We start from the raw sequence: 14,051 nt of genomic DNA, 5'->3' as shown, positions 1-14,051 counted from the left end.
GCACTCGCTTCTGGATATTCCCCCGCATCGCCGCCCGGGAGGAGCCGGGCTTGGCCTGCCACGACGCACGTCGGATTACGGGGACGGCCGCCCTAAGATCAATCCTGGCAAACATCCTCATGTAATCGGACGCTTGTCGCAGCGGGCTCGCTCGCGGCCCCCCGCTTGGACGCGGCGGGGCGATCCTGGTAGATTGGTCGGACGCGGTCGCCCGCGAGGGACGGGGGGCCTCGGCTGAGGAGGAATCGATGAGGATCTTGTCGGGGATTCAGCCTTCGGGCCCGCTGCACATCGGCAACTACCTGGGCGCCATCCAGCAGTACATCACGCTCCAGGACGAGAATGACGCCTATTACTTCGTCGCCGACTATCACGCACTCACCAGCGTGCGCGACGCGGCGACCCTGCGCAAGTACGTCTTCGACGTCCTGGTCGACCTGCTGGCGCTCGGGCTCGACCCGGAGAAGGCGGTCCTGTTCGTCCAGTCGGACGTGCCGGAGACGGTCGAGCTGTCATGGCTCCTGACCTCGGTCACGCCGATGGGCTGGCTGGAGAAGTGCGTCAGCTACAAGGACAAGGTGCAGCAGGGCCTGCCGGCGGAGCACGGCCTCTTCGCCTACCCGGTCCTCCAGGCGGCCGACATCCTCCTCTACGACGCCGACCTCGTCCCCGTGGGCCAGGACCAGAAGCAGCACCTGGAGATCACCCGCGACGTGGCCGAGCGGTTCAACCACGTCTACGGCGGCAAGAAGGGGGTCTTCCGGCTCCCCAAGCCCTACATCCTGGACAACGTGGCAGTGATCCCCGGCCTCGACGGCCGCAAGATGTCCAAGAGCTACAACAACACGATCGAGATCTTCGAAGAGCCCGGCGCGATCCGCAAGAAGGTCAAGAAGTTCGTGACCGACAGCACCCCCGTCGAGGCCCCCAAGGACCCCGACGCCTGCCCGCTGTTCGGCCTCTTCAAGCTGTTCGCGAAGGCCGAGGACCGCGACGAGGTCGAGCGCCGGTATCGCGAGGGGGGGATCGGCTACGGCGAGGTCAAGACGCGGCTGGGCGAGGCGATCGTCGAACGCTTCGCCGAGGCCCGCGAGCGCCGGGCCGAGTGGGTCGCGCACCCCGAACGCGTCGCCGAGGTCCGCGCCGCCGGCGCCCAGAAGGCCCGCGCCACGGCCCGCAAGGTCCTCGATCGCGCGCGGGCCGCCTCCGGCCTGGGCTAATTCGTCATCCCCGCCCCGCTCCCCCCGACCGGAGTCGCGTCATGCTCTTCTCCCTGCTCTGGTTCCTCCTCATCGGCCTGGCCGCGGGCTGGCTCGCGGGCCAGCTTACCCGCGGGCGCGATTTCGGCGCCGTCAACAACATGATCGTCGGCGTCCTGGGAGCGGTCCTCGGCGGCGTCCTTTTCCGGATCGTCGGCCTGGGGCCCACCAACATCATCGGCGACCTGATCAGCGCGACCGTCGGCGCGGTCCTGGTCCTGACGCTGCTGGCCCGCTACGGCCGGCGGCTCTGATCCCGACGTCGGCCGGCGGGGCGTCTCGATCGCCCCGCCGGTTCGTCCGCGTCAGATCTCCCAGCCCTTGCGATACGTCCCCTTCAGGAGGGCGGCGGCGTCGGAGCTGTTGGTGATCCGACCGGCTTCGCCGTCGTACGCGATCGCCTCGCCGGTCCGCATGGCGACGTTGCCCAGCAGGATCGCCTCGGTCTGCACGGCGGCGAACTCGAAGTTCGAGAAGGCGATCTCGGGCTTGCCGGCGCGGATGGCCTGGAACCATTCGAGCTTGTGGTTGTCGTCGTTGTCGCGACCGCCCTGGATCCGAGGGATCGTGGGCTCGGGGGCCTTGAAGTCCTTGAAGCGCCCCTCGGGCCAGAGCCGGCGGCCGCGCGACTCGCCCCGGGCGGAGACCATCGAGCCCTCGGACCCGATGCAGAGCCAGCCGTTGTCCTCGACCTGGTAGCCCTCGGGGAACAGGTCGGTGGGGGGCCGGTTGACCCGACCGTCCTTCGCCCCTTCGTACCACGTCAGCTTGACCGGCGGACGCTTTCCGCGCGCGGGGAACTCGTAGACGACGGTGGCCCAGGCGGGGAACGTCTCGGGGTTGATCTCGCCGCTCTGGGCCGAGACCCGCGACGGCAGGCCGAGGTCCAGGCCGTGGAACGGGACGTTGGTGTTGTGGCAGGCCATGTCGCCCATCACGCCGGTCCCGAAGTCCCACCAGCCCCGCCAGAGCATGGGCGTGTAGACCGGGGCGAACGGCCGCTCCGGGGCGCCGGCGAGGAAGAGGTCCCAGTGCAGGTAGTCGGGGACCTCGAACGTCCCCTCGGGCCTCGCGGTGATGACGGGGGCCTGCTTCCAGTACTGGGCGGGGCGGTCGGTCCAGACGTGGACCTCGGCCACGTCGCCGAGCACTCCGGCCTGGAGGATCTCCACGCTCTGGCGGAGGCCGTCGGTCGCCGACCCCTGGTTGCCCATCTGGGTGCAGACGCCCTGCTTGCGGGCGGTCTCGCGCATCAGGCGGGCCTCCCAGACGGTGTGGGTCAGCGGCTTCTGGCAGTAGACGTGCTTGCCGAGTCGCATGGCGGCGACCGAGGCCGCGGCGTGCGCGTGGTCGGCCGTCGAGACGGTCACGGCGTCGATCTTGTCGCCCATCGCGGCGAACAGCTCGCGGAAGTCGTGGAACGCCCGGGCGTCCTTGTACTTCTCGCGCTTGGCCTGGAGCGGGCGGTCGTCGACGTCGCAGAGGGCGACGAGCCGGCCGTGGTTGCCGGCGTGGTCGGTGTCGCTGCTCCCCTTCCCCCCCACGCCGATGCAGGCCACCTGGATCACGTCGTTCGGCCCGACCCCGGCCGCCCGGCCGTTCCGGCCCTGACAGAAGACCCCGAACCCCGCGAGCGAGGCCCCGTACAGGAACGCGCGACGATCCACTCCCGGCTTCGACGTCATCGTGAGACTCCCTGGAGGGTGATGGAGGCGGGGGCGGCCGATCGTCCGCCGGCCGGCGGGATCGACGCCACGCCCACCCTAGCGCGCGTCGGGGCCGCACGCCAAGGAAATCCAGGGGCGTCGCCGCGCCTTCCTTCGCGAGACCTTCTCGCCCGGTTCATCAAATCCGGGGATGACCGCGGATAGGGTACATCCCTCCGCCGACCTCATCCCCTCCCCCGACCGCCGAGACGAGGATCCAGCCTTGATCGAACTCAACGTCCCGACGACTCGCACCCGCCGACCGGGCTTCACGCTGATCGAGCTGCTGGTGGTGATCGCGATCATCGCGGTCCTGATCGCGCTCCTGCTGCCGGCCGTGCAGTCGGCGCGCGAGGCCGCTCGGCGAGTCCAGTGCCTGAACAACCTCAAGCAGATCGGCCTGGCCTCGCACAACTTCGAGTCGACCAACGGATTCTTCCCCCCTGCGGCCGTGGACCAGCCGTTCCCCAAGTTGAACATCAACATGGGGCCGAACGGCCAGCCGCTGCCGACGGACCAACTCGTGCAGCACGGCTGGTCGATCCTGCTGCTCCCCTACGCCGAGCAGGCGAACCTCGCCAACGCGTACAACCTGACGCTGGACTATCGCCACCCGGGCAACTCGACCGTCATGACGACGCAGTTGAATATGATGACCTGCCCGTCCACGCCGAGCCCCGCGCGGATCGACACGCACAACTCCGGCGGCTACCGGGGCTGGCAGGCGGCCTGCGGCGACTACGGCCCGAACAACAGCGTGCAGGCCCCGCTGATCGCGGCGGGATTCGTGGCCCCCGGCAACTACGCGGGGGTGATGCAGGCCAATGTCGTGCGGACGATCGCCGAGATCACCGACGGCACCAGCAACACCGAGGTCATCGCCGAGGTCGCCGGCCGCCCCGACCGCTGGCGGCGGGGGAACAACTTCACGGCGTCCAACCCGCCGGGCTCGACGCCCCGCGTGCGCGTCTCCGGCGCCGGCTGGGCCGACCGCGAGAGCCCTTACGGCCTGCACGGTTTCACCATGGACGGCCTGGTCACGCCCGGCCCTTGCCACACCAACTGCACCAACGCCAACGAGGTCTTCAGCTTCCACCCCGGCGGCGCGCACAACCTGTTCGCCGACGGCTCCGTCCGATTCATCAAGGAAACCGCGTCGATCCAGGTGTACGCTAACATGATCTCCCGGGCCGGCGGCGAGATCATCTCGGCCGACTCGTTCTGACGACGACACGACCCGACACGACCCGAGAAAGCCGATCATGCCCAAGCCCACCCGCCTCCAGGCCGCCGCGCTGGCGACGGCCGCCACCCTGGCGTTCCCGCTGCTGGCCCAGGAGAAGACGCAGGCCCCCGCGCCCGTCCAGGCGAAGGAGAAGCCTCGGACCGCCGGGCCGGTCGAGGGGGGCTACCTCCTGCCCAACGGCTGGACGATCACCCCCGCCGGCGAGCAGGTCGTCATCCCGGACCTGCCGCTCGACATCCTCCCCCTAGCCGACGGCGAGCGCGTGTTGGTCACGAGCAACGGCTACAACGACCACGACCTCAGCCTGATCGACCTCGGCCGCAAGGAGGTCGTCGCGAGGCAGAACGTCGGCCAGAGCTGGTTCGGCCTGGCGCACGACCCGGCCACCGATCGGGTCTGGTGGGCCGGCGGCGGCGGCGGGATCCTCCATTCGTACAAGCTGGACGGCCGGACCCTGGAGCGCGTGGGCGCCGACGAGCCCGACGACTCCGGGCTGACCAAGAAGGCCAAGGCGGCGAAGGCCCTCGCCACGTCGTTCAAGGGGGGGCTGACCTTCGACCCGGACCGCAAGGTGCTGTACTCCCTGGGCGTGGACGACGGCTCCCTCACCGCGATCGACGCCTCGGGCGCGGCCCCCGAGCGGACGGCGACGATCGGCGGCCGGCCCTACGACCTGGCCGTCGCCCGCAACGGCTCGCGGCTCTACGTCTCGGACTGGGCCGGCCGGGCCGTGCTGGCGATCGACCCGGTCGACCTCCGGGTGGTCGCCAAGATCGGCGTGGGCGAACACCCCAACCAGATCGCCCGCCACCCGCAGGACGACCGCCTGTTCGTCGCCTGCGCGTCGAGCAACTCCGTCTCCGTGATCGACACGACGAAGGGGGTCGTGATCGAGACGATCTCGACCGGCCTCTTCCCCCGCTCGCCCGAGGGGAGCACGCCCGACGCCCTGGCCGTCAGCCCGGACGGCGAGACCCTCTACGTCGCTAACGCCGACAACAACTGCGTGGCCGTCGTCGACGTCGAGGTCCCCGGAAAGAGCGGGATCAAGGGGTTCATCCCGACCGGTTGGTATCCCACGGCGGTCGCCGTGACGCCCGACGGCAAGTCGCTGCTCGTCGGCGTCGGAAAGGGGAACCAGACGAAGGCCAACCCGTTCTTCACCGATCTGGAGAAGCGCGTCGCCGAGGCCAAGGCGCAGCCCACGGCCAAGAAGAAGGCCGGGCGGCCGTTCCCCCACATCGGGACGACTCTCTCCGGGGCGCTCTCCATCGTGCCGATCCCGGACGAGAAGCAGTTGGCGACCTACACGGAGCAGGTCTACAAGAACTGCCCCTACTCCGACGAGCTGCTGTCCGACGCTCCTTACGCCGGCAAGACGGCCATCCCGACGAAGGTCGGCGACCCCTCGCCGATCAAGCACGTCATCTACATCATCAAGGAGAACCGGACCTACGACCAGGTCTTCGGCGACATCGAGAAGGGCAACGGCGACCCGAGCCTGGTGATGTTCGGCCGCGAGGTCACGCCCAACCACCACAAGCTCGCCGAGGAGTTCGTGCTGCTGGACAACCTCTACTGCAACGGCCAGGTCTCGCGCGACGGCCACCCCTGGTCGACCATGGCGTACAACACAGACTACGTCGCCCGCGACTGGATGCTGACGTACTCGCGCCGCGAGGGGATCGACGACGACGACGAGGGCAACCTGACCAAGGCGCCGTCCGGCTACATCTGGGACGCCTGCGCCCGAGCCGGGCTCACCTACCGGAGCTATCGCGAGGCCGGCCGGCGGGTCAGCGAGCCCGACGGCTCGCTCAAGTTCGAGGCCGCCGTGCCGGGGCTCGTCGGCCACATGGCCCCGGACTACGGCATCCCCAAGGTCCCCGGCGAGCGCGACCGCGACACCGACAACGTCGAGGCCTTCCTCGCCGAGTTCCGCGAGTACGAGAAGAACGGCGACCTCCCGCGATTCATCGTCACGAGCATGGGCGAGGACCACACCTCGGGCACCACCCCCGGCGCGTTCACGCCCCAGGCCTGCGTGGCCAGCAACGACCTGGCCCTCGGCCGCCTGGTCGACGCCGTGAGCAGGTCGAAGTACTGGAAGGAGACGGCGATCTTCGTCATCGAGGACGACGCCCAGAACGGCCCGGACCACGTCGACGCCCACCGCACCGTCGGCCTCGTCGTCAGCCCGTACACGAAGCGGAACCACGTCGACAGCACGCAGTACCAGACCGTCAGCATGATCCGCACGATGGAGCTGATCCTCGGCCTGCCGCCGCTCTCCCAGTTCGACGCCGCCGCCCGGCCCATGTTCGAGTCGTTCACCGATACGGCCGACCTCACCCCGTACGACCACCTGCCGGCCCGGATCGACCTCAACGCCCGGAACACCGAGCTGGCCTACGGGGCCGACCGCTCGTCGAAGATGGACTTCAGCGAGTACGACCGGATCGACGACTTCGAGCTGAACGAGATCCTCTGGCACGCGATCAAGGGGCCCGACGCCCCCCAGCCCCCCTACGTGCGGCGGGCCATCGCGTACCGCCCGCTGCGGAAGGAAGCCCGCTGACCGACGGCGGCCCCGCGACGGTCTGGATTCGCGGCCGGGTTCGTGGTGTCCTGGAGGCGGCGCTCGCGAGAGCGTCGACTTGACGCCGACCGTCCCCGGGGCCGCCGCATGAATCGCCTTCGCCTGCTGATGTTTGCGAACGTTTTCCTGATCGCGGTCCCCTGCACCGCGACGGCTTCCGGCCCCGACGAGGCCGCCCCGCCCCGCCCCGCCTGCCGCGCGAGGATCTGCTGATCCGTCGCGCGGCCGACGGCTCCCCCGCTCCGGTCCGATCGGTCGACGACTGGCAGGCCCGGCGGGCGGAGATCGTGCGGGGCGTCGAGTCGATCATGGGCCGTCTCCCCGGCGAATCGAAGCGATCGCCCCTCGACGTGACGACCGTCGAGGAGGTGGACTGCGGGAGCTACGTCCGGAAGAAGATCCTGTATCAGTCCGAGCCCGGCTCGCACGTGCCGGCCTATCTGCTCATCCCGAAGACCGTGCTTCAGAATGCCGGCGCTAAGGTCCCGGCGATCCTCTGCCTGCACGGCACGGACAACGTGACGGGCGCGGGGACGGTCGTCGGCATCGGCGGGAAGCCCAACCGCCAGTACGCCAGCGAGCTGGCGGAGCGCGGGTATGTGACCCTGGCGCCGAACTATCCGCTGCTGGCCGAGTACCAGCCCGACCTGGCGAAGCTCGGCTGGGAGAGCGGCAGCCTGAAGGCGGTCTGGGACAACATCCGCGGGATCGACCTGCTGACCTCGCTGCCGTACGTCCGGGCCGAGGCAATCGGCGCGATCGGCCATTCGCTGGGCGGTCACAACGCGGTCTACACGGCCGTCTTCGACGACCGGATCCAGGCCGTCGTCTCCAGCTGCGGGCTCGACTCGTTCCTGGACTACAAGCAGGGCGACGAGGCCAACTGGCGCCCCGAGAAGGGCTGGTGCCAGACCCGCTACATGCCCCGACTCGCCGACTATCGCGGCCGGCTCGCGGAGATCCCGTTCGACTTCCACGAGCTGATCGCCGCGCTCGCCCCGCGCCGAACCTTCATCGTCGCCCCGCTCGGCGATTCCAACTTCGACTGGCAGAGCGTCGACCGGATCGCCGCCGCCGCGAGGCCCGTGTTCGGCCTGTACGGCACCGCCGACCACCTCCGCGTCGAGCACCCCGACGGCCCGCACGACTTCCCCGAGCCGATGCGACAGGCCGCCTACAAGCTGTTCGACGACGAGTTCGGCGCCCCCGCCAAACCCTGACCTCTCCACGCGATTTCGGGATCCCTGCCATGTTGCGACTTCTGTGCATCCGCCTCGCGTCGCTCGCGGGCCTGATCGTTGCCGCGAACCCGATTTCGGCCGAGACGCTGCGGTACGACGTCGTGATCTACGGCGGGACCTCGGCCGGGGTCGCGGCGGCGGTGCAGGCGAGCCGGATGGGAAAATCCGTGGTCCTGATCGAGCCGGGCCGGCACCTCGGCGGGCTGACGACGGGGGGCCTCGGCGCCACCGACATCGGCAACAAGGCGGCCATCGGCGGGATCTCGCGCGAGTTCTATCGCGAGGTCGCGCGGCATTACGCCCAGGACTCGTCGTGGCGGCAGCAGACCCGCGAGCATTACTCCGAACGCCGAGGCGGCGCGAGCGAGGACACGATGTGGACCTTCGAGCCCCACGTCGCCGAAGCGATCCTCAACCGCTGGATCGCCGACGCCAAGGTCCCCGTCCGCTTCGGCGAGCGGCTCGACCGCAAGGTCGGCGTCCGCAAGCGGGGGGCCGCGATCGAGTCGATCCGCATGGAGAGCGGCCTCGTGCTGGAGGGCTCGATCTTCCTGGACACGATGTATGAAGGGGATCTGATGGCCGCCGCCAGCGTGTCGTACCACGTCGGCCGCGAGGCGAACGCGACCTACGGCGAGACGCTCAACGGCGTGCAGTTCGGACACCCGCACCACCAGTTTTTGAAGCCCGTCGACCCCTACAAGGTCCCCGGCGACCCGTCGAGCGGCCTGCTGCCGGGCGTGCATGACGGCCCTCCCGGCGTCCACGGCGAGGGGGACCGCCGCGTGCAGGCTTACAACTTCCGCGTCTGCCTGACCGACGCCCCCGAGAACCGCCTGCCGATCCCCAAGCCCGAGGGGTATGACCCGCTCCGCCACGAGCTGCTCCTGCGCTACATCCAGGCCGGAGTCTACGACGCGCTCAAGCTCAACACGCCGATGCCCAACCGCAAGACCGACATCAACAACCACGGGGCCGTCTCGTCCGACAACATCGGGATGAACTATGACTATCCCGAGGCCGACTATGCGCGCCGGGACGAGATCATCCAGGAGCACGTCACGTATCACCAGGGGATGCTCTGGTTCCTGGCTAACGACCCGCGTGTGCCGGCCGAGGTCCGGGCCGACGCCGGCCGCTGGGGGCTTTGCAAGGACGAGTTCCTCGACACCGGCGGCTGGCCTCACCAGCTCTACGTCCGCGAGGCGCGGCGGATGATCTCCGACCACGTCATGACCCAGCACGAGTGCCAGGGTCGCAGCGTGGTCGAGGACGCGGTCGGCCTGGCGGCCTACACGATGGACTCGCACAACGTCCAGCGCTACGTCAAGGACGGCAAGGCCTGGAATGAGGGGGACGTGGAAGTCGGCGGCTTCTCCCCCTACTCGATCGCCTATCGGTCGATCGTGCCGAAGGAGGCCGAGTGCACGAACTTGATCGTACCGGTCTGCCTCTCGGCGTCGCACATCGCCTATGGGTCGATCCGGATGGAGCCCGTCTTCATGGTGCTCGGCCAGTCGGCGGCCACGGCGGCGGGCCTCGCTCTCGACGCCGGCGTTTCGGTCCAGAAGGTCGACGTGCCCGCGCTCCAGGCGAGGCTCGCCCAGGACGGTCAGGTCCTCCGCTGGACCGGCCCCCGACGCACCCCGCCGCTCGACGCCGCGAGCCTCCCCGGCGTGGCCCTCGACGACGCCCAGGCCGAGTTGACCGGCGACTGGGGCCGCAGCGCGACCCTCGCCCCCTACGTCGGCGACGGCTACCTCCACGACAACAACGAGGCCAAGGGCGCCAGGTCCGCCCGCTTCCTCCTCCACGTCGCGCAGCCCGGCCGCTACGAGGTCCGCGTCGCCTATACCCCGAATCCCAACCGCGCGTCCAACGTCCCCGTCGCCATCCGCGACGCCGACGGCGTCCACCCCTTGCAAGTCGACCAGCGGAGAAAGCCCGCCGACGCCCCCTTCCACCCCCTCGGCGTCTTCCGCTTCACGGCCGACGCCCCCGCCGAAGTCGTCATCTCCAACGCGGGGACCGACGGCCACGTCGTCGTCGACGCGGTGCAGGCCGTGCCGGTGGCCGAGGAACCCTGATCAGCCCGGAGGCTCTACCGCCGGTCGGGGCCTTCGCGACGCCAGGTGTTCTTCCATCTTCTGAAAGCCGACGACGCCGACGGTGGCCTGGGCGAGCTGGGCGCCGAGGTATTTGAGGCCGGTCTGGGGGGGGATCTGGAGGACGACCTCGGCACCTTCCTTGAGGAGTCGGAAGGGGGCCCAGGTGGAGAGGCGGAGGCCGGCCTTGGCGCAGAGGGGGCGGGCGACGGCGGCGAGTTGGGCGAGGGGCATGCGCGGGAGGGCCTCGGGGGCGCGGCGGAGGACCTGATACAGGCCGCCGGCGGCGCGGACGGTCCACCAGCGGGCGAGGCGGCGGGCGGCCAGGTCGCCGGACTCGCGGGTCGCGGCCTTCGCGGCGGTCTCGACGCCGTTTTCGAGCGTCTCGCGGGCGACGGAGCGGGAGGCCTCGCGGACGGTCGCCTTCACCTCGGAGCGGGCGGCCTCGACGGCCACGGCCGCGCCGGGCTGGATGGCGGCCAGGCTCAGGACGTCGGTCACCACGAAGCAGGCGTCGAGCAGGGCCCAGGCCGTCTCGCCGGTCGTCGGCGCGTAGCCCCGACGCAGCACGTCGCCCAGGTGGATCATGTCGTACAGCGGCAGGAACTGGTAGTACCGCATCTCCTGGTCGCCCAGGCTGGCGATCCGCTCCAGGCCGTCGTTGCGGATGGCGCGGACGACGGCCTGGCCGTCGTCGCCGGAGAGGTACAGGGCGGTCTTGGCGAGGTTCTCGGTGAACGTGGGCCGCTCCTTCGCCTGGAGGAAGGCGAGGGTCTCGGGCCCGGCGTCGGCGCGGGCGATGGGGGGGATGATCGCGCCGCCGTGGAGGCGGAGGATCTCGCGGAAGTCGGGATCGACGGCGTACTTCTCCAGCATCGCCAGGGCCATCGCGCCGTGGTCACCCAGGGCGGCGGCGGCCTGGCGGCGGAGGACCGGGTCGGTGAAGTCGTCGTAGACCACGTCGGCGGCGTCGGGCCCGGCCTTGGCCAGGGCCTTCTCGCCGACCTCGCCGTACTCGACCGCCAGCCGCAGCGCGTTCGGGCTGCCGCCGACCTCCTTCACCAGCCCCGCCGCCTTGACGTGCGCCAGCCGCCGCGCGACCGTCTCGGGCCGGTGGGTCTGGAGCTGCTCGTCGAGGAACTCGGTGTTCACGCGGAGGACGATCAGGCTCTCGTCCAGCGGCATCGCCGAGCCCAGGCTCTCCAGCACGGGCCCGTAGAGGCCGACCAGCGCGAAGCCCTCGGGCCCGTACAGGCGGAAGGCGTCGAGAGCCAGCGTCGGGTGGTCCTCCAGGATCCGCAGGGCCGCGCGGACGTCCGCCGCGCCGTGCTCCAGGCTGACCAGGCTGAGGACGACCAGGCGGTCGACCAGCGCGGGGTCGTCGGCGTGGGCGGCCATCATCTCGGCCACGCGTTCGGGCTCGGCCAGCATCAGGGGGAGGGCGTTGGGATGCTTCGCGACCAGCCGGCGCTGCGCGGGGCTGAGCCCTTCCAGCTCGGCGATGAGGATCTTGCGGTCGGTCTCGTCGGCCCGCTTCATGCCGAAGTACTCCCGCCAGTGCAGGAGCAGGTCGGCCGCGGCGGCGTCGTCCAGCAGGTCGCGCAGGCGGCGGAACTCGCTGGGGTACTTCTCGTGGAGGAAGAGGGCTTCCAGGTCCAGTCGGTCCAGGAGCTTCAGGCCGCGGAGGCCGTCGGAGCGTTCGACGGCCACGGCGTTGCGTCGATAGCGCTCCACGGTGCGGGCCACCAGCTCGCGATCTTCCGCCGAAGCGTCCTTGTAGCGGGCCACCAGGGCGTCTTCCTCGGTCGCCTCGGCGACGGCCGCGCCGTCCCGGCCCGCCGCGTCGGGGCGGGCGGGCGCGTCGGGGCGCGCGGGGACGCCCGCCGGCTTGACGGTCAGCTTGACCATCACGCCGAGGGCGGCGAGCAGGACGACGACCGCGAAGGTTCGCTTCATGATGGGGGCCGGCCTCGTGGTGGGGGGAACCCGATGATCCCGACGGCGACCGCCGTCCCGAAAGTCCCCGGCGCATTCCACACCCGCCGCGTCAGGATCGACGCGATGAGGGAACACTGGGCTCCCGGGGGCGGACGGGCTCTTTGGGGATTCGCGGCGGGTCGGCCTTTGTTTGGATCAACCTTCCAATTGTCCGCGACGTTCGCCGATTCGTCAATTCCGCCCGGCCGGACGGCCGCGCCGGCGTGCGGGTTGGGAGCGATCGGGGGGTCGGCCGGCCCGGGGGCCGGCGACGGGCGGCGGAGGATCGGGGCGGGTGACCTGGGCAGGAAGGGCCGGTCTTTCTAGAATCATGGGCCCGTGGGACTTCCGCGTCGGAGCGGCCTCGCGACCAAGCACGGCGACTTCCAACAATCAGGACGGCTTATGACGGTCAATCAGGTGGAGCCGCTGGGCAAGGTCCGGACCAAGATCGTCGCGACGCTGGGGCCCGCCTCGCGCGAGCCGGCGATGCTGCGGCGGCTGGTCGAGGCCGGGGTGGACGTCTTCCGGCTGAACTTCTCGCACGGCTCCCACGAGGAGCATTCGAAGACCTTCGACGCGATCCAGGAGATCGGCCGCGAGACGGGCCGGCAGATCGCGATCCTGCAGGACCTGTGCGGGCCCAAGATCCGCCTGGGCTCGATCGCCGGCGACGTGGTGGCCTGCGACCTCGACGCCCAGTTCGTGCTGACCCGCAACCCCGTCGCCCCGCTCGACCCCCACGAGCTGACCTGCACCTACGAGGAGCTGCCCGACGACCTGGACATCGGCCAGACCGTCCTGTTCGCGGACGGCACGGTCGGCATGATGGTGATGGAGAAGCGCCCGGGGTGGGTGCGGATGAAGGTGACGCTCCCCGGCCGCATCCGGTCGAACCAGGGGATCAACGTCCCCGGGGCGGCCCTGAGCGTCTCGGCGCTGACGGCCAAGGACCTGGCCGACCTGGAGTGGACGGCCAGCCACGCGGTCTCGTACGTCGGCCTGTCGTTCGTCCGCCACGCGGCCGACGTGACCCGGCTCCGGGCCGAGTTGCAGAGCCGGGGGAGCCGGGCGCGGATCATCGCCAAGATCGAGAAGCCCCAGGCGGTCGCCAACCTGGAGTCGATCGTCGCCGAGGCCGACGGCGTGATGGTGGCGCGCGGCGACCTGGGGGTCGAGATCGACGTCTCCAAGGTGCCGGCCGTCCAGAAGCAGATCATCGAGGCCTGCCACCGCGCCCGCGTCCCGGTCATCACGGCGACCCAGATGCTCAACAGCATGGAGTCGTCCAGCCGCCCCACCCGGGCCGAGGCGTCGGACGTCTTCAACGCCGTGCTCGACGGCTCCGACGCGGTCATGCTCTCGGGCGAGACGGCCATCGGCATGTATCCGGTCGAGACCGTGGCGACCATGAGCCAGATCGCCCACGAGGCCGAGATCCTGGCCTTCAACCGCTCGCAGAGCGGCTACGGCGGCTGGCCGATGGGGGCGGAGACCTGCCGGAACTGCCCCTGCGGCCCCACCGGGACCGTCGCCCGCGCCGGCCAGGTGCTGCCGATCACCGAGTCGGTCGTCGAGGCCGCCAGCCTCGTCGCCGCCAAGCTCCGGGCCGCCCTGCTGGTCGTCGCCACCCATTCCGGCCGGACCGCCCTGGCCCTCTCCAAGCAGCGATCCGCCACGCCGACCCTCGCCCTGACCGACGACCTGGAGGTCGCCCAGGCGATGGCCCTGTACTGGGGCGTCACCCCGCTGCACGTCCCGGAACTCTACCAGTCCGGCCAGGTCGCCGCCTTCGCCGACGAGTGGTGCCGCGAGCACGACCTGATCAACACCGGCGACCGCCTGGTCGTCGTCCGGGGCGTGATCCCGGGCAACCCCAGCCACAACGCCCTGCTCGTCCACGAAGTCGAGTGACCGA

At 70.4% G+C, this 14,051-nt stretch carries 10 protein-coding genes; 8 read left to right on the top strand and 2 right to left on the bottom strand.

The window, feature by feature from the left end; genetic code table 11:
• The first annotated feature begins 248 nt into the window (after positions 1-248).
• Both trpS and G6O68_RS07520 read left to right on the top strand, forming a co-directional pair.
• Positions 249-1,220 (top strand): tryptophan--tRNA ligase, encoded by a 972-nt coding sequence (gene trpS, locus G6O68_RS07525; RefSeq protein WP_165246376.1) that lies wholly within the window; start codon positions 249-251, stop codon positions 1,218-1,220.
• A gap of 41 nt (positions 1,221-1,261) precedes the next feature.
• Positions 1,262-1,513 (top strand): GlsB/YeaQ/YmgE family stress response membrane protein, encoded by a 252-nt coding sequence (locus G6O68_RS07520; RefSeq protein ID WP_165246375.1) that lies wholly within the window; start codon positions 1,262-1,264, stop codon positions 1,511-1,513.
• Positions 1,514-1,564: 51 nt separating this feature from the next.
• On the opposite strand, the gene G6O68_RS07515 is transcribed toward G6O68_RS07520, so the two are convergent.
• Entirely contained in the window at positions 1,565-2,944 is a 1,380-nt protein-coding gene (locus G6O68_RS07515; RefSeq protein WP_165246374.1) for a Gfo/Idh/MocA family protein, read from the bottom strand.
• A 244-nt stretch (positions 2,945-3,188) separates the two neighbouring features.
• Between G6O68_RS07515 and G6O68_RS07510 the strand changes: the two genes are divergently transcribed.
• The 5 genes from G6O68_RS07510 (at position 3,189) to G6O68_RS07495 (ending at position 10,138) form a co-directional block, all read left to right on the top strand.
• Entirely contained in the window at positions 3,189-4,190 is a 1,002-nt protein-coding gene (locus G6O68_RS07510) for a DUF1559 family PulG-like putative transporter (protein WP_240911095.1), read from the top strand.
• Between the two features lie 37 nt (positions 4,191-4,227).
• Positions 4,228-6,789 carry a bifunctional YncE family protein/alkaline phosphatase family protein gene (locus tag G6O68_RS07505; RefSeq protein WP_165246372.1) on the top strand — a complete coding sequence of 854 codons (2,562 nt, stop codon included), beginning with the start codon at positions 4,228-4,230 and terminating at the stop codon, positions 6,787-6,789.
• 108 nt (positions 6,790-6,897) lie between these two features.
• Entirely contained in the window at positions 6,898-7,023 is a 126-nt protein-coding gene (locus G6O68_RS33205; protein WP_261345592.1) for a hypothetical protein, read from the top strand.
• Positions 7,024-7,118: 95 nt separating this feature from the next.
• Positions 7,119-8,030, top strand: coding sequence for an alpha/beta hydrolase family protein (locus tag G6O68_RS07500; protein ID WP_165246371.1), 912 nt, complete (start codon positions 7,119-7,121; stop codon positions 8,028-8,030).
• A 29-nt stretch (positions 8,031-8,059) separates the two neighbouring features.
• Positions 8,060-10,138, top strand: a complete 2,079-nt coding sequence (locus G6O68_RS07495; protein ID WP_165246370.1) for an FAD-dependent oxidoreductase — start codon at positions 8,060-8,062, stop codon at positions 10,136-10,138.
• Here the strand turns inward: G6O68_RS07495 and G6O68_RS07490 are convergent, their stop codons facing one another.
• Positions 10,139-12,112, bottom strand: a complete 1,974-nt coding sequence (locus G6O68_RS07490) for a hypothetical protein (RefSeq protein WP_165246369.1) — start codon at positions 12,110-12,112, stop codon at positions 10,139-10,141. It abuts the gene before it with no gap.
• 426 nt (positions 12,113-12,538) lie between these two features.
• Here G6O68_RS07490 and pyk point away from each other — a divergent pair, with 426 nt between their 5' ends.
• On the top strand, positions 12,539-14,047 hold the full coding sequence (gene pyk / locus G6O68_RS07485; RefSeq protein WP_165246368.1) for a pyruvate kinase: 1,509 nt from the start codon (positions 12,539-12,541) through the stop codon (positions 14,045-14,047).
• The last annotated feature ends 4 nt before the right edge of the window (positions 14,048-14,051 follow it).

It is taken from the genome of Paludisphaera soli, assembly GCF_011064595.1.
Lineage (GTDB): Bacteria > Planctomycetota > Planctomycetia > Isosphaerales > Isosphaeraceae > Paludisphaera > Paludisphaera soli.
The sequence above is the reverse complement of the archived record's forward strand: the minus strand, read 5'-3'. Positions and strand labels throughout refer to the sequence as shown.